At 69.3% G+C, this 19,860-nt stretch carries 16 protein-coding genes and 1 pseudogene; 14 read left to right on the forward strand and 3 right to left on the reverse strand.

Going from position 1 to position 19,860, the window contains the following annotated elements; all coding sequences use genetic code 11:
• Positions 1-51 precede the first annotated feature (51 nt).
• The 12 genes from ACSFA2_RS23730 (at position 52) to ACSFA2_RS23785 (ending at position 14,739) form a co-directional block, all read left to right on the forward strand.
• Entirely contained in the window at positions 52-1,674 is a 1,623-nt protein-coding gene (locus ACSFA2_RS23730; protein ID WP_435457784.1) for a 6-hydroxynicotinate reductase, read from the forward strand.
• 3 nt (positions 1,675-1,677) lie between these two features.
• Positions 1,678-2,577 carry a UPF0280 family protein gene (locus ACSFA2_RS23735; RefSeq protein ID WP_435457785.1) on the forward strand — a complete coding sequence of 300 codons (900 nt, stop codon included), beginning with the start codon at positions 1,678-1,680 and terminating at the stop codon, positions 2,575-2,577.
• Positions 2,578-2,597: 20 nt separating this feature from the next.
• Positions 2,598-3,239: an amino acid synthesis family protein gene (locus ACSFA2_RS23740; RefSeq protein WP_435457786.1), complete on the forward strand. Its 642-nt coding sequence runs from the start codon at positions 2,598-2,600 to the stop codon at positions 3,237-3,239.
• A gap of 23 nt (positions 3,240-3,262) precedes the next feature.
• Entirely contained in the window at positions 3,263-3,847 is a 585-nt protein-coding gene (locus tag ACSFA2_RS23745) for an amino acid synthesis family protein (RefSeq protein WP_435457787.1), read from the forward strand.
• Positions 3,848-3,910: 63 nt separating this feature from the next.
• Positions 3,911-5,116: an ABC transporter substrate-binding protein gene (locus ACSFA2_RS23750; RefSeq protein ID WP_435457788.1), complete on the forward strand. Its 1,206-nt coding sequence runs from the start codon at positions 3,911-3,913 to the stop codon at positions 5,114-5,116.
• A 25-nt stretch (positions 5,117-5,141) separates the two neighbouring features.
• Positions 5,142-7,058 carry an ABC transporter permease gene (locus tag ACSFA2_RS23755; RefSeq protein WP_435457789.1) on the forward strand — a complete coding sequence of 639 codons (1,917 nt, stop codon included), beginning with the start codon at positions 5,142-5,144 and terminating at the stop codon, positions 7,056-7,058.
• On the forward strand, positions 7,055-7,867 hold the full coding sequence (locus tag ACSFA2_RS23760; RefSeq protein WP_435457790.1) for an ABC transporter ATP-binding protein: 813 nt from the start codon (positions 7,055-7,057) through the stop codon (positions 7,865-7,867). Before ACSFA2_RS23755 ends, ACSFA2_RS23760 begins: the two co-directional genes overlap by 4 nt.
• The gene (locus ACSFA2_RS23765) at positions 7,864-8,598 is read left to right on the forward strand and encodes an ABC transporter ATP-binding protein (protein ID WP_435457791.1); all 735 of its coding nucleotides are present in this window, start codon (positions 7,864-7,866) and stop codon (positions 8,596-8,598) included. Before ACSFA2_RS23760 ends, ACSFA2_RS23765 begins: the two co-directional genes overlap by 4 nt.
• Before the next feature lie 49 nt (positions 8,599-8,647).
• On the forward strand, positions 8,648-9,361 hold the full coding sequence (gene pncA / locus ACSFA2_RS23770) for a bifunctional nicotinamidase/pyrazinamidase (RefSeq protein ID WP_435457792.1): 714 nt from the start codon (positions 8,648-8,650) through the stop codon (positions 9,359-9,361).
• 26 nt (positions 9,362-9,387) lie between these two features.
• Complete coding sequence (locus ACSFA2_RS23775) at positions 9,388-10,521, forward strand: ABC transporter substrate-binding protein (RefSeq protein ID WP_435457805.1); 1,134 nt, start codon at positions 9,388-9,390, stop codon at positions 10,519-10,521.
• The gene (locus ACSFA2_RS23780; protein WP_435457793.1) at positions 10,499-11,017 is read left to right on the forward strand and encodes a (2Fe-2S)-binding protein; all 519 of its coding nucleotides are present in this window, start codon (positions 10,499-10,501) and stop codon (positions 11,015-11,017) included. Before ACSFA2_RS23775 ends, ACSFA2_RS23780 begins: the two co-directional genes overlap by 23 nt.
• A complete protein-coding gene (locus tag ACSFA2_RS23785) occupies positions 11,014-14,739 on the forward strand; it encodes a molybdopterin cofactor-binding domain-containing protein (RefSeq protein ID WP_435457794.1) in 3,726 nt (1,241 codons plus the stop codon). Before ACSFA2_RS23780 ends, ACSFA2_RS23785 begins: the two co-directional genes overlap by 4 nt.
• Here ACSFA2_RS23785 and ACSFA2_RS23790 read toward each other — a convergent pair whose 3' ends face one another.
• Positions 14,740-15,669, reverse strand: coding sequence for an acyltransferase (locus ACSFA2_RS23790; RefSeq protein WP_435457795.1), 930 nt, complete (start codon positions 15,667-15,669; stop codon positions 14,740-14,742).
• Positions 15,670-15,868: 199 nt separating this feature from the next.
• On the opposite strand from ACSFA2_RS23790, the gene ACSFA2_RS23795 reads away from it, so the two are divergent.
• On the forward strand, positions 15,869-17,053 hold the full coding sequence (locus ACSFA2_RS23795) for a fumarylacetoacetate hydrolase family protein (protein WP_435457796.1): 1,185 nt from the start codon (positions 15,869-15,871) through the stop codon (positions 17,051-17,053).
• A 3-nt stretch (positions 17,054-17,056) separates the two neighbouring features.
• Here the strand turns inward: ACSFA2_RS23795 and ACSFA2_RS23800 are convergent, their stop codons facing one another.
• Both ACSFA2_RS23800 and ACSFA2_RS23805 read right to left on the reverse strand, forming a co-directional pair.
• The gene (locus tag ACSFA2_RS23800; protein ID WP_435457797.1) at positions 17,057-17,812 is read right to left on the reverse strand and encodes an SDR family oxidoreductase; all 756 of its coding nucleotides are present in this window, start codon (positions 17,810-17,812) and stop codon (positions 17,057-17,059) included.
• Positions 17,813-17,961: 149 nt separating this feature from the next.
• Positions 17,962-19,491, reverse strand: a complete 1,530-nt coding sequence (locus tag ACSFA2_RS23805) for a YifB family Mg chelatase-like AAA ATPase (RefSeq protein ID WP_435457798.1) — start codon at positions 19,489-19,491, stop codon at positions 17,962-17,964.
• 218 nt (positions 19,492-19,709) lie between these two features.
• On the opposite strand from ACSFA2_RS23805, the pseudogene ACSFA2_RS23810 reads away from it, so the two are divergent.
• Positions 19,710-19,860 (forward strand): annotated as a pseudogene (locus ACSFA2_RS23810) (TorF family putative porin); the annotation flags it as partial.

The raw sequence follows: 19,860 nt of genomic DNA on the forward strand, positions 1-19,860 counted from the left end.
CCGGCATGTTTGTTGCACCGGTTGCAGCACGCTTTCTGAGAGATCGCCACGATGACTGAACACACCAAGACAGATGGACTGCCGGGCATGGACGTGCCGGTGATCCCCGACGCCGCCGGTTTCGGCAAGGCCCCGCCGCGCAACGAACGCATGAGCACGGCCAAGGTCGAATGCAACGCCTGCCCGGTGCTCTGCCAGATCTCCGACGGCCGCACCGGCGCCTGCGACCGCTACGCCAACCGCGACGGCGTGCTGGTGCGGGTTGACCCCGTCGTGCTGCTGCGCCGCGCGCTGAAGAACCCGTCGCCGGCGCTGGTGCCCTTCGCCCGCGATGGCGCCGAGCCGTCTGCCGCCGATGCGCAAGGCGCGGAGCCGGAATGGAACGGCGATCTGCTGCATGCCGACGAGGTCTTCGTCACCGGGGTCGGCTCGTCCACCACCTATCCCGACTACAAGCCCGCGCCCTTCATCGTGGGCTCGAAGGCGCGCGGCGTCGACATGGTCACGGTCGTGACCGAAGGCATCTTCAGCTACTGCAGCCTGAAGGTGAAGATCGACACCGACCGCTTCCTCGGCGCCGAACAGGCCAACGTCCGCTACAAGGGCGAGGTGGTCGGCCACGTCACCACGGCCGAATACGGCTCGCAGATGCTGTCGCTCGGCGGCGTGCACCACCTCACCGGCGGCAGCAAGAAGGAAGGCCGCATGGCGCTGGAGCTGATGCAGAAGCTCGGCAACAAGCAGCCGGCCGAATGCACCATCGACGGCGGCTCCAGCCTGGTCATCCAGGCCGGCCGCGCGCCCATCGTCAACGGCGTCGAAGAGCAGCGCATGCGCGTGGGCTGCGGCTCCGCGGCCGTCGGCATCTTCGCGCGGCAGTTCGCCGGTGTGGCCGATGAGGTGGTGGTGGTCGACGACCACATCACCGGCGTGCTCACGCAGCACCAGGCCGGGCGCTGCCTCGACATGCCCGAATCGGGCATCAAGATGCTCGGCCGCAAATCGACGCCTGGTCGCTACTTCCAGGTGGCGAATCCCGGCAACGGCTGGGGCGGCACCGACATCGCCGACCCGCTCTCGATCATCGAAGGCTGGGAAGAGGGCGTGGCCAAACCCGGCCTGCGGCTGCTGATGACCTCCACCACCGGCGAGCATGCGCAGTGGTATGTGCTCGACGATGCGCTGGTGCCGGTCGAGCAGCCGATGCCCGAGGAGGTCAAACGCATCGTCGAACGCATCGGTGAGAACTGCGAGCCGTCGCTCTGCACCGTGCTCTTCCTCGGCGGTGCGGGCGGCAGCCTGCGCGCCGGCGTCACCGAGAACCCGGTGCTGCTCACCCGCGCCATCAAGCGCGCGCTGGTCAACGTGACCTGCGGCGGCGCACCGGCCTATGTGTGGCCGGGCGGCGGCATCACGGTGATGGTCGACGTCATGCGCATGCCCGACAACAGCTTCGGCACCGTGCCCACGCCGGCCATCGTCGCGCCCATCGAATTCAGCATGCGGCTCGAGGACTATGCCGCGCTCGGCGGCCACGTCGAGCATGTGTTCCCGCTGCAGGAAGCCCTGGCACGCGGTGCGTGGCAGGACGACGGCGCGCCCGTCACGCGCCAGTGGGTGCGCATCGATGACGCCAACCCCTGGCCCCTCGGCCAGCCGCCGATGCTGGGCTGAACGGTGCACGCCGAACGCCATCTGCTCGACGCCCAGCGTTGGCACCTGCACCACGGACCGATCGATCTGGTGATCGAGGCCGAGGGCGATGCCGCGGCCCTGGCGTCGGCGCATGCGGCAGCGTGGGTGCGCTTCGAATCGCTGCTCGCCGAACTGGTGGGTGAGCTGCCGCTGTTGCGGCAACCGGTGGGCGCGCACTGCGCGCTGCAAGGCCCGATCGCGCGTCGCATGTGGAACGCCTGCGCGCCGTTCCGTGCGGCCTTCATCACGCCGATGGCGGCCGTGGCCGGCTCGGTGGCTGACGAGATCATTGCTTTCTATCGGCGCCCCGGCATCGAGCGTGCCTGGGTCAACAACGGCGGCGACATCGCCTTGCATCTGGCGGCCGGCCGTTCGGCACGCGTCGGCCTGTTCGCGGACATCGCCCAGTTCGATCTGGCCGATGCCGGCCCGCTCACGACCGACGGCCAGTTCGTCGTCGAGGCGGCCCAGCCGGTGCGCGGCGTCGCCACCAGCGGCTGGCGCGGCCGCAGCTTCTCGCTGGGCATCGCCGACAGCGTGACGGTGCTCGCCGCCACGGCCGCGCAGGCCGACGCGGCCGCGACCGTCATCGCCAATGCCGTCGATGTCGACGACGGCGCGATCCGCCGGTTGCCGGCCAGCCAGTGCAAGGACGACAGCGACCTCGGCGACATTCCGGTGACGGTCGACGTGCCGCCCCTGGCCCCCGCGACGGTGCGCCGTGCACTCGATGCGGGCGCGGCCCGCGCGCGCCTCCTGCAATCCGGCGGAAACGCCTGGGCGGCGATGCTGGTTTGCCAGGGGCAATGGCGTCTTGTCGAACCCTTATGCTCCATCAGCGCGGCGAGGCCGCGCGATGCAGTTGGTTCAGTATTTGCTTAACGAATGGCGAGCTTCATTCCATGATCGATATCCGCCGCGTCTTCACCCATGTCGAGCACATCCACCACGAGTTCGGTCCCCGCGCCGCAACGCCGCTGGTGCGTGGCGCCATCGGCGTGGTGATGACCAACCCTTTCGCCGGCCGCTACGAGCCCGACATCCTGCCCATGATGGCGCTGCTCGACCCGGTGGGCGTCGACATGGCGCACCGGCTGCACGCCGCCATGGACGTGCCGCTCGATGAGATCGCCACCTACGGCAAGGGCGCCATCGTCGGCGCCGCCGGCGAGCTGGAGCACGGCGCGCTGTGGCACGTGCCCGGCGGCTACGCGATGCGCGAGCTGCTCGGCTGGAAGGGCGACCGCAGCGCCTACACCGCCGGCAAGGCCGAGGAGAAGACGGGCCAGCCGGCCAACGCGCTGTCCATCGTGCCCTCGACCAAGAAGGTCGGCCCGCCCGGTGCCGCGCTCGACGTGCCGCTGACCAACATCAACGCCAGCTACGTGCGCGGCCAGTTCGATGCCATCGAGGTGCGCGTGCCCGGTGCGCCGGCGGCCGACGAGATCGTCTTCATCCTCGCGATGAGCACCGGCTACCGCGTGCATGCCCGCGTCGGCGGCCTGCTGGCCAAGGACATCAGCAAGTGGGACGGCCTGCGCTGAGCCCCGAGACAAAGGAATACATCATGAGTGCCAACATTCGCAAGTTGATCGTGCAGGTCGATGAAACCCGTAAAGAGATGGGCAAGGACATCACGCCGCCGACGCGCCGTGCCGTGGCCATCGCCGTCATCGAGAACCCCTACGCCGGCCGCTACAGCGAGTCGCTCGACGAACTGATCGCCATCGGCGAAGAGCTGGGCGCGCTGCTGGGCCAGAAGGCGGTCGCGGCACTGGGCATCGCACCCGGCGATGCGCAGAGCTACGGCAAGGCGGCCATCGTCGGCGAGGCCGGCGAACTCGAGCACGCCGCCGCCATCCTGCATCCGAAGCTGGGCGCACCGTTGCGCGTGGCGGTCGAGAAGGGCGCCGCGCTGGTGCCCTCGGCCAAGAAGCGCGGCACGCTGGGCACCGCGATCGATGTGCCGCTGGGCCACAAGGACGCGGCTTTCGTGCGCAGCCACTTCGACGCCGTCGAGGCGCGGGTGTCCGACGCGCCGCGGGCCAACGAGATCGTCGTGGCCGTCGCCGTGACCGACAGCGGCCGTCCGCTGCCGCGCATCGGCGGCCTCCAGCATTCCGAAGTCAAGGGCGAAGACGGTCTGCGCTGACCGCACCGTCACCGAGCCTGCCCCGTTGTGTTTTTTCTGTTCGACCTCTCCAGGAGTTTCCCCATGAACCCATTGCGTCATGTCTTCAGCGCGGCCGCCGTTGCCACGCTCGCCACCGCTCTCGTTCCCGCGCATGCGCAGGGCGTGATCAAGATCGGCGAAGTCAACAGCTACAAGGCGCAGCCCGCCTTCCTCGAGCCCTACAAGAAGGGCATGGAACTGGCCGTCGAAGAGATCAATGCCAAGGGCGGCGTCAACGGCAAGAAGGTCGAGCTCATCACGCGCGACGACAACGCCAACCCCGGCGACGCGGTGCGCGTGGCCGAGGAGCTGGTCGCCCGCGAAAAGATCGATGTGCTGACCGGGACCTTCCTGTCGAACACCGGCCTGGCCGTGGCCGACTTCGCCAAGCAGAAGAAGGTCTTCTTCCTGGCCGGCGAACCGCTGACCGACAAGATGACCTGGCAGGGCGGCAACGAGTACACCTTCCGCCTGCGCCCCGGCACCTACATGCAGGCCGCGATGCTGGTGCCCGAAGCCGTCAAGCTGAAGAAGAAGCGCTGGGCCTTCGTGTACCCCAACTACGAATACGGTCAGTCCGCCGTCGCCGCGTTCAAGACGCTGTTGAAGGCTGCGCAGCCCGACGTGGAGTTCGTCGCCGAGCAGGCGCCGCCGCTCGGCAAGGTCGATGCAGGTGCCGTGGCGCAGGCGCTGGCCGATGCCAAGCCCGATGCGATCTTCAACGTGCTGTTCGGTGCCGACCTCTCGAAGTTCGTGCGCGAAGGCAACACGCGCGGCCTCTTCAAGGACCGCGCGGTCGTGAGCGTGCTGACCGGCGAGCCCGAGTACCTCGACCCGCTCAAGGACGAGACGCCCAACGGCTGGATCGTGACCGGCTACCCGTGGTACGGCGTGCAGACGCCCGAGCACAAGGCCTTCTTCCTGGCGTACCACGAGAAGTACAAGGACTACCCGCGCCTCGGCTCGGTGGTCGGCTACAGCATGATCAAGTCGGTCGCCGCCGGCGCCGCCAAGGCCAAGAGCACCGAAACGGCCAAGATGGTCGCGGCCTTCAAGGGCCTGGTGGTCGACACGCCGTTCGGCAAGATCACCTACCGCCCCGAAGACCACCAGTCCACCATGGGCGCTTTCGTCGGCAAGACCAAGAACGACAACGGCAAGGGCGTGATGGTCGACTACACCTACTTCGACGGCGCCAAGTTCCAGCCGAGCGCTGCCGACGTCAAGAAGTCGCGCGCAGCCGACTGATCCTCTTTCCGGAACGCTTGCACCCATGAGTCTCTCGTCCTTGCTGCTGCAGTTCCTCACGGGACTGTCGTCGGCTTCTTCGCTGTTCCTCGTGGGGGCGGGCCTGTCGCTGATCTTCGGCGTCACACGCATCGTCAACTTTGCGCACGGCTCCTTCTTCATGGTCGGCATCTATGTCGCCTACACGCTGGTCGAGAAGCTCGGCACGGGCCTGGGCTTCTGGCCCGCGCTGGTGATCGCGGCGCTGTCGGTCGGCGTGCTCGGCGCGCTGATCGAGATGGTGCTGCTGCGCCGCATCTACAAATCGCCGGAGCTGTTCCAGCTCTTGGCGACCTTCGCCCTCGTCCTCATCATCAAGGACGCGGTGCTCTATGTCTGGGGCCCCGACGAACTGCTCGGCCCCCGCGCGCCGGGCCTCTCGGGCTCGGTCGACATCCTCGGGCGGCAGTTCCCGACCTACGACCTCTTCCTCATCGTCGTTGGGCCGGTCGTGCTCTTGTTCATGTGGCTGCTGCTCACGCGCACCCGCTTCGGCACGCTGGTGCGCGCCGCCACGCAAGACCGCGAAATGGTCAGCGCACTGGGCGTGAACCAGGCCTGGCTCTTCACGGCGGTGTTCGCGCTCGGCGCGATGCTGGCGGGCCTCGGCGGCGCGTTGCAGCTGCCGCGCGAACCGGCCACGCTGGCACTCGACCTCAACACCATCGGCGCTGCGTTCGTGGTGGTCGTGGTCGGTGGCATGGGCTCCATCCCCGGCGCCTACGTGGCGGCGTTGTTGCTGTCGCAGATCAAGGCGATCTGCATCTGGCTCGGCGTCGTCGACATCTTCGGCCTGAGCATTTCCTTTTCGAAGCTCACGCTGGTGACCGACTTCGTCGTGATGGCGATCGTGCTGGTGTGGCGGCCGTGGGGCCTGTTCGGTCGCCCGCAGGCGCCGAGCCGCTACGTCGGCATGCCCGAAGAACCGCTGCGCCGCGCGAGCAAGGGCTACCTGTGGCTGGTCGGTGCGCTCGGCGTGGTGCTGATGGCGATGCCGGTGCTGACGGCCAGCTCGCCGTACACGACGGTGCTGATGATCGACCTGCTGATCGCGGCGCTGTTCGCCGCCAGCCTGCACTTCATCATGGGGCCAGCGGGGATGCATTCGTTCGGCCATGCCGCGTACTTCGGCCTTGGCGCGTACGGTGCCGCGCTGCTGGTGCGCGCCAGCGGCCTGCCGATGGAAGTCGCGCTCATCGTCGCGCCGCTGGTCGCCGCCATCGGCGCCTTGATCTACGGCTGGTTCGCGGTGCGGCTGTCGGGCGTGTACCTCGCGATGCTCACGCTGGCCTTTGCGCAAATCACCTGGGCCATCGTCTACCAATGGGATTCGCTCACCGGCGGCAGCAACGGCCTCACCGGCGTCTGGCCGTCGGAATGGCTCTCGGACAAGCGCGCCTACTACTGGCTCACGCTGGTGCTGGTCGCGGCCGGCATTCTGTTGTTGCGCCGCGTGCTGTTCTCGCCCTTCGGCTATGCACTGCGTGCGGGCCGCGATTCGGTGCTGCGCGCCGATGCGATCGGCATCGACGTCAAGCGCATGCAGTGGACCGCCTTCGTCATCGCCGGTGCCGCAGCTGGTCTCGCGGGTTCGCTCTACGCGTTCTCCAAGGGCAGCATCTCGCCGGAAAGCCTGAGCGTCGACAAGTCGGTCGACGGCCTGGTGATGGTGCTGCTCGGCGGCATCCAGACGCTGGCCGGGCCGGTGGTCGGCGCGGTCACCTTCAGCTGGCTGCACGACACGGTGGCGCGCAACACCGACTACTGGCGCGCGATGCTCGGCGCGATCATCCTGCTCTTGGTGCTGCTGTTCCCGCAAGGCATCGCGGGCTTCGCCAAGCAGCTGTTCGACAGGCGCAAACGCAAGCCCGCAGCGGCTGCGATCGAAGAGGCCAAGGCATGAGCGGCGTACCCCTTCTCAAGGTCGAGAACCTCGGCAAGTCCTTCGGCGGCGTGAAGGCCGTCGACGGCATCAGCTTCGACCTCGCGCCGGGTGAACTGCTGGCGCTGATCGGCCCCAACGGGGCAGGAAAGTCGACCACCTTCAACATGGTCAACGGCCAGCTCAAGGCCGACCAGGGCTCGATCAAGCTCAACGGCGAAGAGCTCGTCGGCCGCAAGCCGCGCGAGATCTGGCGCCTGGGCGTGGGCCGCACCTTCCAGATCGCCGAGACCTTCGCGTCGTTGACCGTGGTCGAGAACGTGCAGATGGCGCTGCTCTCGCACGACGGCAAGCTGTTTTCGATGTGGCGCCGCGCGGCCGACCATCGGCGCGACGACGCGCTGGCGCTGCTCGACCAGGTCGGCATGAAGGCCCAGGCCGACCGGCCGTGCAGCGAACTGGCGTACGGCGACGTGAAGCGCGTCGAACTCGCCATTGCGATGGCCAACGAACCCAAGCTGCTGCTGATGGACGAGCCCACCGCTGGCATGGCGCCGAAGGAGCGCAACTCGCTCATGGCGCTGACCAAGGACCTGGTGATCCAGCGCGGCATGGCCGTGCTCTTCACCGAGCACAGCATGGACGTGGTCTTCGCCTATGCCGACCGCATGATCGTGCTGGCCCGCGGGCGCCTCATCGCGCAGGGCAAGCCGCTGGAGATCCGCGACCACCCGAAGGTGCAGGAGGTGTACTTCGGCAGTGGCAAGACCTTCGAGAAGATCGCAGAAAAGGCCGCGGAAGTGAACGCGGCGGTGGGAGCCGGGGTATGAGCACACACGAGACACTGCTGACCGCCAAGTCGCTGTGCGCCTGGTACGGCGCCGCGCAGATCCTGTATGACGTCGACCTCGAAGTCCGCCGCGGCGAGGTCGTCGCGCTGATGGGCCGCAACGGCGCCGGCAAGTCGACCACGCTGAAGGCGCTGATCGGCATGCTGACCAAGCGCAAAGGGGCGCTGAGCTTCCTTGGCCACGACATCTCCAAGAGCGAACCGCACCACGCGGCCAAGATGGGCCTGGGCTTCGTGCCCGAGGACCGCCGCGTGTTCACCGACCTCACGGTGATGGAGAACCTCGAGGTCGGCAAGCAGCCGCCGCGGCGCTGGGCCGACGGCAGCGAAGCGCCGCTGTGGACGCCCGAGCGGCTGTTCAAGCTCTTCCCCAATCTCGGCGAGATGCCGAACCGGCCCGGTGGCCGCATGAGCGGCGGCGAGCAGCAGATGCTGACCGTGGCGCGCACGCTGATGGGCAACCCCTACCTGGTGCTGCTCGACGAACCGTCCGAAGGCGTGGCGCCGGTCATCGTCGAGCAGATGGCGAACATGATCCTCGAACTCAAGGCGCAGGGCGTGAGCATCCTGCTGTCGGAGCAGAACATGCACTTCGCCGAGCTGGTGTCCGACCGGGCCTATGTGCTCGAGAAGGGCCAGATCCGCTACCAGGCGACGATGGCCGAACTCGCCGCGAACGACGACGTGCGCCGCGCCTACCTGAGCGTTTGAACGCAGCGTCCCATCACCGTTCTTCTCCACCTTTGCCAGGAGCTTCGTCATGCAACGCAGAACCATCCTTCACGCCGGCGCCGCCCTCGGGCTCGTGGCGTTGTCGCCGCAGCTCTTCGCCGCTGGCAAGCTCAGGCCGGCGGCCAACGCCGCGCTGATCGTGGTCGATGTGCAGAACTGCTTCGTCGAAGGCGGCACGTTGCCGGTGAAGGGTGGGGCCGAGGTGGTGCCGGTGATCAACAAGCTGGCGGGCGCCTTCCGGAACGTGGTGGTCACGCAGGATTGGCACACGCCCGGCCATGCGTCCTTCGCGACGGCCTACCCGGGCAAGAAACCTTTCGAGACCACGACGCTCAAGTACGGCACGCAGGTGCTGTGGCCCGACCACTGCGTGCAGGGCACCGACGACGCGTCGCTGCACAAGGACCTGAAGCTGCCGACCGCGCAACTGATCATCCGCAAGGGCTACAACCCGGGCGTCGACAGCTACTCGGCCTTCGAGGAGGCCGACCACAAGACGGTCACCGGCCTGGCCGGCTACCTCAAGGCGCGCGGCATCAAGACGGTGTACGTCACCGGCCTGGCCACCGACTTCTGCGTCGCCTGGACCGCGATGGACGCGCGCAAGGCCGGCTTCGAGGCCTACGTGATCGAGGACGCCACGCGCGGCATCGACCTCAACGGCTCGCTCGCGGCCGCCTGGAAGCAGATGGCGGCCAAAGGCGTGAAGCGCATCCAGTCCAGCGACATCGAAACGGCTTGAGCGTGGGCCCCGTTTCACGACGCACGATGGTGGCGCGCAGTGCCGCCGCCGTGATGATCCCTGCCGTCTCCGGGTTCGCCCGTGCGGAGAATGGCGTGTCCGACAACGTCATCCGCATCGGCCAATCGGCCGTGTTCAGCGGTCCTGCCAAGGACTTCGGCGTCGACTACCGCGCCGGCCTGCAGGTCTGCTTCGGCCGTATCAACAAGGGTGGTGGCATCAACGGCCGGAAGATCGAGTTGATTTCGTACGACGACGTCTACGAGCCCGCGAAGACCGCCGTCAACACTGCCAAGCTGATCGACGAGGACAAGGTCTTCGCGCTGATCGGCTACGTCGCCACCGGCAACCTCGCTGCGGCGATGCCGCTGGCCGACAAGGCGAGCGTTCCGATGTTCGCGCCGCTGGTGGGCACCACGTCGTTTCGCACCAGCTTCAACCGCAACCTGTTCCATGTGCGCGCGGGCTACGACCTCGAGCTGCGCAAGATCATCAGCCACCTGTCGACCATCGGCATCACCAACATCGCCGTGGTGTTCCAGGACAGCGCCTTCGGCAAGTCGAACCTCGCCACCTGCGAGCAGCTGGCGGCCGACCACAAGGTGCAGGTGGTCAAGGCCGTGCCGATGGCCATCGCCGCGACCGACGCCAAGGAGATCAGCGCGACGCTCACGGGCGCCAAGCCCGGCGCGGTGGTGATGATCATGGCCGGCCGCATGGTCGAGGTCTTCATCCGCGACTACCGCGCCGGCGGCGCGGCGGCACCGCTCTACACGCTGTCGGTCGGCATCACCGATGCGCTGGGGTCGGCCGAGCGGCTGCAGGGCAAGCTCGAAGGTCTGGTCACGGCCAGCATCGTGCCGCCGCCGCATTCGCTGTCGGTGCCGATCGTGGCCGACTACCAGCGCGACCGGGCCGAGGCCGGCGAGAAGATCGACAGCTACACGGCGCTCGAGGGCTACATCGTCGCCCGTGTGTTCGCCGAAGGACTGCGGCGCGCGGGCCGCAACCCGACGCGCGAGGCCTTCGTCGCGGGCATGGAGGGCATCGGCAACACGCGCTTCGGCGAGTTCCCGGTGACCTACGGCCCGAGGAACCACAACGGCTCGACCTTTGTCGACCTGGAGATGTACAAGCGTGACGGACGGCTGCAGCGCTGAACCCACAGCGCACGCGGCCAGCCCGGTCAGCTTGACCGTCAACGGCGAGCCGCAGGCGCTGGCCGTGTCCCATGAAACATCGTTGCTGCAGCTGCTGCGCAACGACCTGGGCCTCAACGGCCCCAAGTACGGCTGCGGACTCGGGCAATGCGGCGCCTGCACCGTGTGGGTCGACGGCGTCGCGGCGCGCTCTTGCGTGATTCCGGCGCATGGGGTGACGGGGCGTGACATCACGACGCTCGAAGGTTTGGGCACGCGTGAGCAGTGGCATCCGGTGCAGGCGGCCTTCGAAGACGCCCAGGCCGCCCAGTGCGGCTACTGCCTCAACGGCATGGTGATGCAGGCCGCGGCACTGCTGGCGCGCGAGCCGCATCCGAGCGAGGCGCGCATCCGCAGCGAGCTCTCGGGCAACCTGTGCCGTTGCGGCACGCACGTCGAGATCCTCGAGGCGGTGCGCCTGGCCGCGCTGCGCATGGCGCAGGAGCCCACGCCGTGACGCGGCGCGCCGACCTGCCGCAGACCCGCGCCGGCTTCCTCGCGGCCAGCGGCGTGCTGATCGTCACGCGCGAGACGCCGCCCGCGCCGCCGCCGACGCCGGGCCAGCCGATCGCCGTGTCGGGCAACCCCACCGAAGGCGACGAGATTCTGTTGGCGGTGTGGGACGACGGCAGCGCCTCAGCGCTGCACGGCCACGTCGACCTGGGCACCGGCCTGCAGACCGCGCTGTCGCAGCTCGTCGCCGAAGAGCTCGACCTGGGCATGCCCTGCGTCCGCATGATGCTGGGCGACACCGCGCGCGCGCCCAACCAGGGCGGCACCATCGCGAGTGCATCGATCCAGATCCACGCGCAACCGCTGCGGCTGGCCGCGGCACAGGCGCGCGCCTGGCTGCTGGAACGCGCGGCCGAACGGCTCGGTGCGCCGGTGGCCTCGCTCGAGGTGCGCCACGGCATCGTGCGCGTGGCCGACGACGTGTCGCGGCAGGTGACGTACGCGCAACTGGTCGCGGGTCAGCGCACCGTGCTCCGGCTCTCACCCGACACGGCACTGAAGCATCCCGCCGACTACCGCGTCGTCGGCACGCGCCAGCCGCGCGTCGACATTCCGGCCAAGCTGGCGGGCGAGCTCGTCTTCGTGCACGACATGCGCGTGCCCGGCATGCTGCACGGGCGTGTGGTGCGGCCGCCGTACGCGGGCGCGGACCATGGCGACTTCATCGGCAACACGCTGGAGTCGGTGGACGAGTCGTCCATCGCGCACATCCCGGGTGTGCGCGCCGTGGTGGTGCTGCGCGACTTCGTCGGCATCGTGGCCGAACGCGAGGAACACGCCGAGCAGGCCATGCGCGAATTGCGCGTGACCTGGAAGGCCTGGCCCGGCATGCCGGACCTGTCGAACGTGGAACAGGCGCTGCGCAACAACCCCGCGACGCAGCGCCTGCTGATCGACGACGGCGATGTCGACGGCGCCATTGCACGTGCGGCGCAGCCGATGCGGCGCACCTACGTGTGGCCTTATCAAATGCACGCGTCGATCGGGCCGTCGTGTGCATTGGCCGATTGGCAATCGGACGCTGCGGACGGCGTCAAGCTGAAGGTGTGGGCCGGTTCCCAGAGCCCGCACGTGCTGCGCGCCGACCTCGCCCAACTGATGGATCTGCAGGACGTGCAGGTCGATGTCGTCCGCATGGAAGCCGCGGGCTGCTACGGCCGCAACGGCGCCGACGACGTGGCCGCCGATGCGGCGCTGCTCGCCCGCGCGGTCGGCGCGCCGGTGCGCGTGCAGCTCACGCGCGAACAGGAACATGCGTGGGAGCCCAAGGGCGCCGCGCAGCTGATGGACGTCAACGGCGGGCTCGACGCCGACGGTGGCATCGCGGCCTACGACTTCGAGACCTCGTACCCGTCGAACGGCGCGCCCACGCTGGCGCTGCTGCTCACGCGCGCGGTCGAGCCGGTGGCGCAGGCCTACGAGATGGGCGACCGAACGGCGCGCCCGCCCTACACGGTCGACAACCTGCGCGTGACGGTCAACGACATGGCGCCGATCGTGCGCGCCTCGTGGCTGCGCGGCGTGTCGGCGCTGCCGAGCTCGTTCGCGCACGAGTCGTACATCGACGAACTGGCGACCGCGGCGGGCGTCGACCCGGTGCAGTTCCGCCTGCGCCACCTGCACGACGAGCGGGCCGCTGAGCTGGTGCAGGCCACCGCGCAGAAGGCCGGCTGGCGCATGCGCACCGGGCCGCAGGAGAAGGCCGATGGCGGGCTCGGCGACGGCGGCGACATCCTCTTCGGCCAGGGCTTTGCCTATGCGCGCTACGTGCACAGCAAGTGGCCTGGCTACGGCGCCGCCTGGGCTGCCTGGGTGGCCGATGTCGAGGTCAACCGCAAGACCGGCGAGGTGCACGTGCGGCGCGTGGTGGTCGGCCACGACGCGGGGATGATGGTCAACCCCGCGGGCGTCGAGCACCAGATCCACGGCAACGTGATCCAGACCACCAGCCGCGCGCTGATGGAAGCGGTGCGCTTCGCGCCGCAGCAGGCGGGCGGTGCGCCGGCGGGTGAGGTGATGGCCGGTCGGCCGCCATCCGGCGTGGTGGCGAACCGCGAGTGGGGCGGCTACCCGATCATCAACTTCCGCCAGGTGCCGGTGATCGAGGTGATGCACATGCCGCGGCAGGGCGAGGCACCGCTGGGCGCGGGCGAGTCGTCGTCGGTGCCGGGCACGGCGGCCATCGCGAATGCGATCTTCGACGCAACGGGGGTGCGCTTCCGTTCGCCGCCGTTCACGCCGGAAGTGGTGCTGGCGGCGCTGAACCCGCTGCCGGCGCCGGCTGGCGACGCGAGCACCGATACGCCGCGCCTCGATGCCGTGCCGATCGCGCAGCCCGCGCGGGTGCCGGCTGGTGCGCCGTGGCCGAAGCGCAAGGGCGCGTGGGCCACGGCGAGCGCGTTGCTGATCGGCGGCCTCGGCGTGGTGGCCGGCCTGCTTGGCTGGCGTTCGGCCATCGCGCCGGTGTCGCTCACCGCGCCGGTCTACAGCGCGACCACCATCGAGCGCGGCCGCGTGCTCGCCGCGCTGGGCGACTGCGCGGTGTGCCATACCGCCGAGGGCGGCACATCCAACGCCGGTGGCCGTGCGATGGACACGCCCTTCGGCACGATCTACACCACCAACCTCACGCCCGACCCCGAGACCGGGCTGGGCCGCTGGTCCTTCAGCGCCTTCCAGCGCGCGATGCGTGAAGGTGTCTCGCGCGACGGCCATCACCTGTACCCGGCCTTTCCGTACACCGCCTTCGCCAAGACCAGCGACGACGACCTGCAGGCGTTGTACGCGCACTTCATGTCGCTGCCGCCGGTGCATGCCGAGACGCCGACGTCGGATCTGAAGTTTCCTTTCGCCGTGCGCCCGCTGATGGCCGGATGGAATGCGCTGTTCCACGACCCCGCGCCGTACATGCCCGTCGCCACGCAGAGCGCCGAGTGGAACCGAGGCGCCTACCTGGTCAACGGCCTGGGCCACTGCGGCGCCTGCCACACGCCGCGCAATGCGCTGGGTGCGGAGCAGGGCGGCAGCGCCTTCCTGTCGGGCGCGATGGTCGACGGCTGGGAGGCGCCCGCGCTCACGGCGCTGTCGACATCCGCCGTGCCCTGGGACGCCGACGCGCTCTACCGTTACCTGCGCAACGGCCATGCGCCATCGCACGGCACCGCCGGCGGGCCGATGGCCGAGGTGGTGCGCGAACTGCAGCAGGTGCCCGACGACGACATCCGCGCGATGAGCACCTACCTCGCGTCCTTCAACCCGGCGGTGCCCGACCCGCAGGCACTGGCCGCGCAGGCCGTGCAGTCGGCCGCCGCCAACAAGGGCCGGTTGCTCGGCGCGCCGCAGCGCCTGTTCGACAACGCCTGCGCCGCCTGCCACCACGACGGCGACGGGCCGACGCTGCTCGGCATCAACACGCCGCTCGCGCTCAACACCAACCTCACGAGCGACCGGCCCGACAACCTGCTGCGCACCATCCTCGACGGCGTGCGCGAGCCGGCCACGAAGGACATCGGCTTCATGCCGGCCTTCCGCGATGCGCTGGACGACGCGCAGATCGTCGAGCTTGCCGGCTACATGCGCGCGCGCTTCGCGCCGCAGGCTGCGCCGTGGGCCACCCTGGCGGAGGATGTGGCGCGGCTGCGTGCCGAAACCACCGTCAAGCGCTGATCAAGTCTTCGTGGCCGCCGCGTCGGACGGTGCGGCCTGTGGTTGCATCAACCCCTCGATCTCCGCATCCTTGGCGGCCCAGATGGCGGCCAACCAGCGGTGGAACTTGCCACGGAACACCGAGTCGGCGACGTAGTCGCCCTGCGCGAAGTCGGCCGGGATCGCCACCTCGCGCGCCCGCACGACCACACGCGTCGTGCGGCCGCAGAGAAAGTCCCAGAAGCTCGGCACGCCGTCGGGGTAGACGATGGTCACGTCGATCAGCGACTGGAACTTGGCGCCCATCGCTTCGAGCGCGAGCGCCAGCGCGCCGGACTTGGGCTTGAGCAGGTGGCGGTAGGGCGAGCTCTGCGCCTTGTGCTTGTCGGCCGTGAAGCGCGTGCCCTCGGCGAAGTTCATCACGCTGGTGGGCACCAGCGCGAACTTCTCGCAGGCGCGTCGGGTGGTCTCGCGGTCCTGGCCGCGCAGCGCGGGGTTCTTGCGCAGGTCGGCCTTCGAATGGCGCGCCATGAAGGGGAAGTCGAGCGCCCACCAGGCCAGGCCGATCACCGGCACGTAGATGAGCTGCTGTTTGAGGAAGAACTTCAGCATCGGAATGCGGCGGTTCATCGTGTGCTGCAGCACGAAGATGTCGACCCACGACTGGTGGTTGGCGTTCACCAGGTACCAGCCGCGGTAGGTCAGGCCGTCGACGCCCTGCACGTCCCACGCCGTCCGCTGGGTGAGGCGCATCCAGCCGCTGTTGCAGGCGATCCAGGCGGTGGCCACGCCGTTGAGCACCGGGTCGATGCCCCGGCGCACGGCGGCGAAGGGCAGCACCAGCTTCACCAGCGCGAGCAGGAAGACCAGGCTGCACCAGAACAAGGTGTTGACGACGAGCAGCAGGAAGGCGATGACGCCGCGAACGACGGGAGGCAGAAAACCGAGCATGGGACAGGCGGCGCCGCGAGGGCGCGAGTGAGCGCGAGGACTGCGATTGTGCGCACAAGATGGCCCGAGGCTTTCTGCGCCAGATCAGGCAGGTACGGAATCCCTGGGGCACGCACGCGGCGGCCGGGCGCGTTATCGTTGCGGCGCACGGGCTTTCGCGGCCGGCGCGCCCTTCAGAACTTCAAGCAGAGACAACACCATGCCCCTCTCCCTCAGTGCCTCTTCCTCTCTTCCGCACGACGCCGCGCAGGCCACGCTGGTCGGTCGCCTCTGGCAACCGGACGTCGGCCCGGTGCTGGTGGCGGTGCATGGCGACCACCTGCACGACCTGTCGCGGGTCGCGCCCACCATGAGCCAGCTGCTCGAAGGCGACGCGCCCGCGGCCGCCGTGCGCGCGGCGCTGCAGGACGGCATCGCGCATCGCATCGCCTCGCTCGATGGGGCCCTGGCCAACAGCGACGAGACGGCGCGCGACACGACCCAGCCCTGGCTGCTCGCGCCTTGCGACCTGCAGGCCGTGAAGGCCAGCGGCGTGACCTTCGTCGCCAGCCTGCTGGAACGCGTGATCGAGGAGCAGGCGCGCGGCGATGCGTCGCGGGCCGAGGCCACGCGCAAGGCCATCGGCGACGTGCTGGGCGACAACCTCGCCGACATCGTGCCGGGCTCGCCCGAGGCGGCGCGCGTGAAAGAGGTGCTGATCGCGCAGGGCGCGTGGTCGCAGTACCTGGAGGTCGGCATCGGGCCCGACGCCGAGATCTTCACCAAGGCGCCGGTGCTGTCGGCCGTGGGCACGGGTGCCGATGTCGGCATCCATTCGGGCTCGGTCTGGAACAACCCGGAACCCGAGGTGGTGCTGGCCGTGAACAGCCGCGGCCAGACGCTCGGCGCGGCGTTGGGCAACGACGTGAACCTGCGCGACTTCGAAGGCCGCAGCGCGCTGCTGCTGGGCAAGGCCAAGGACAACAACGCCTCGTGCGCCATCGGCCCCTTCATCCGCCTGTTCGACGCCGACTTCGGCATCGACGACGTGCGCCGCATCACGGTCGGCCTGCGCGTCACGGGGCCGGAAGGCTTCACGATGGAGGGTTCGAGCTCGCTCGCGAAGATCAGCCGCGACCCGCTCGACCTGGTGGGCCAGGCCATCAACCCGCACCACGACTACCCCGACGGGCTGATGCTCTTCCTGGGCACGATGTTCGCGCCGACGCAGGACCGCCATGGCCCCGGCCAGGGCTTCACCCACGTCGTGGGCGACCAGGTGCGCATCTGGGCACCGGAACTCGGCGCGCTGGTCAACCGCGTGGTCTACGCCGATCAGGCGCCGCGCTGGTCCTTCGGCATCACCGCGCTGATGCGCAACCTGGCGCACCGCGGGCTGCTCTGAAGCTCACCAGGGCAGCTGCTCGCCCAGGTGGAAGAAGCCGCCGCTCGGGCCGTCGGCTGGCAGCGTCGCCAGTTGCACGCTGGTCTTGGCGCCGTCGGCCACGTTCATCGGCGCATTGCTGCCGCCCATGGCGGTCTGCACCCAGCCGGGGTGGGCCGAATTGACTTTGGTGCTGCTGCCCTTGAGCTCGTAGGCCAGGTGCACCGTGTAGGCATTGAGGGCCGTCTTCGAGGCGTCGTAAGCGGTCGCCTTCGCGTCGTAGATCGGCGACGCGGGGTCGCTGTGCAGCGTCAGCGAGCCGAGGATGCTCGACAGGTTGACGATGCGGCCGGCCGGCGCGAGGCGCAGCAGCGGCAGCAGGGCCTGCGTGACGGCGATGGGCGCGAACAGGTTGGCGTCGAAGGTCGCGCGCAGCACCTTGTCGGGCACCGTCGAGGGCAGGTAGCGCTGAGCGCCGCCGGGCTCGCCTTCGAGGTAGACACCGGCGTTGTTGATCAGGATGTCGAGGCGGCCGGCCTTCTTCTGGAAGACCTCGAAGGCGCGGCGGTGGTCGGCGTCGTCGGTCACGTCGAAGACGATCGATTCGGCCTCGATGCCTTCCTCGCGCAACTGGGCGACGGCGTCGCGGCCGGCTTCGGCGCTGCGGGCGCCGATCACCGGCAGGATGCCGAGGGCGCCGAGCTGGCGCGCGGTTTCGAAGCCGATGCCGCGGTTGCCGCCGGTGATGAAGGCGATCTTGCGGTCGAGGGGGGTGCTCATGGTGTTCTCCTTGGTTTGAGGGATTGACCGCGCCCGGTGCGCTGCCATGGAGCGATGGTCGCGCAGCCGGTCGTTGCAGGCGCGGTTGCTTTGCGAATGCAGTGTTCGCCGAAAAGCCAACAGTGGCAGGGAACCCGGTTCGACCCTGTTCAGCGCAGCGCGCGCCGGTACTGCACCGCCTCGGCCACGTGCGCCTGCTGCACGGTTTCGGTGGCCGCCAGGTCGGCAATGGTGCGCGCCACCTTCAGCGCACGGTGCGTGCTGCGTGCCGACCAGCCCAGCCGCGCGGCCGCGGTGTGCAGGAAGCCGAGCGCGGCCGGCTCCAGCGCAGCATGCCGGTCGATCGCCGCGCCCGCCAGCGCCTGGTTCGGCATGCCCTGGCGGGCGATGGCGCGTTCGCGGGCGGCGACGACGCGCGCGCGGATGTCGGCGGTCGATTCGCCCGGCGCCGCGTCGAGCAGCTGCCGCGGCGCGATCGCCGGCACCTCCACGTGCAGGTCGATGCGGTCGAGCAGCGGGCCGCTGAGCTTGCCCTGGTAGCGGGCCACCTGCTCGGGCGTGCAGCGGCAGGCCTTGAGCGCGGAGCCCAGGTGGCCGCAAGGACACGGGTTCATGGCCGCGACGAGCTGGAAGCGCGCGGGGAACTCGGCCCGGCGCGCCGCGCGCGAGATGGTGATCGTGCCGGTCTCGAGCGGCTCGCGCAGCGCTTCGAGGGCGGCGCGGGCGAACTCGGGAAACTCGTCGAGAAAGAGCACGCCTTGGTGCGCCAGCGAGATCTCGCCCGGGCGCGGCGGCGAACCACCCCCGACCAGCGCCACGGCGCTGGCCGTGTGGTGTGGCGCCGCCGTCGGCCGCACCATCCAGCGCGCCAGCGTGAAGCGCCCGCCGAGGCTGGCGATGGCCGCGCTCTCGAGCGCCTCCTCGACCGTCATCGGCGGCAGCAGCCCGGCAAAGCGCTGGGCCAGCATCGACTTGCCCGAGCCCGGCGGGCCGACCATCAGCAGGCCGTGTTGGCCGGCCGCCGCAATCTCCAGCGCGCGCTTGATGCCGGCGTGGCCTTTCACGTCGGCCAGGTCGGCGTAGGGCGCGGCGGCCGCGGCCGGGCTCGGCGCCACACGGGTCCAGCCGGCGGACGGCGGCGTTTCGGGTGCACCCGCCGGCTGGTGCAGGAACTGCCCGACCACGTCGAGCAGGTGCTGCGCGCCATAGACCACCGCGTCCGGCACGAGCGCCGCCTCCTGGGCGCTGTCGGTCGGCAGCACCAGCCGCGTCGCCACGCCGCGCGTGTGCAGCGCGAGCGCCATCGCCAGCGCACCACGCACGGGCCGGAGATGACCGGAGAGTGAGAGCTCACCTGCGAACTCGTGGCCAGCCAGCCGCTCGGGGTCGATCTGGCCACTGGCGGCAAGGATGCCCAGGGCGATCGGCAGGTCGAAACGGCCGGAATCCTTCGGCAGATCGGCCGGCGCAAGGTTGACGGTGATGCGCTTGTTGCTGGGGAATTCCAGCCCGGCGTTGTGGATCGCCGAGCGCACGCGCTCGCGGGCTTCCTTGACTTCCACGTCGGCCAGGCCCACCAGCGTGAAGCTGGGCAGCCCGTTGGCCAGGTGCACTTCGACCGTGACAGCAGTCGCTTCGAGCCCGAGCAGGGCGCGGCTTTGCACCAAAGACAGACTCATTCTTCCCCCTTTCACCAATATGGTGCGATCTTGTATGTCCGGAGCGACAACGTTCACATTGGTGCGCCCCTGCGGTTTGAAACAATTTTGGCTACGTTTCAAGCCGTGACAGCGCTGACCTGATCACCCTTGCGCCCTAGACCCGTGCAGTTTGGCACGCTCCCTGCTTTGACAGGCTTCCCCCTACCTTCAATTCCCGCACAGGAGCCAAATCGATGATGCACCGTAAAACTGCCCAGGCCTTGGCCGTGGTCGCCCTTGCCACCCTGCCGATGTTCGCCAGCGCACAGCTGACGGCCAATGTGGCACTCACGAGCAACTACAAGTTCCGCGGGCAGGACCAGGACACGGGCCGCACGCGTGCCTTCA

Origin of the sequence: Variovorax cryoconiti, assembly GCF_051216395.1 — a bacterium.
GTDB lineage: Bacteria > Pseudomonadota > Gammaproteobacteria > Burkholderiales > Burkholderiaceae_C > Variovorax.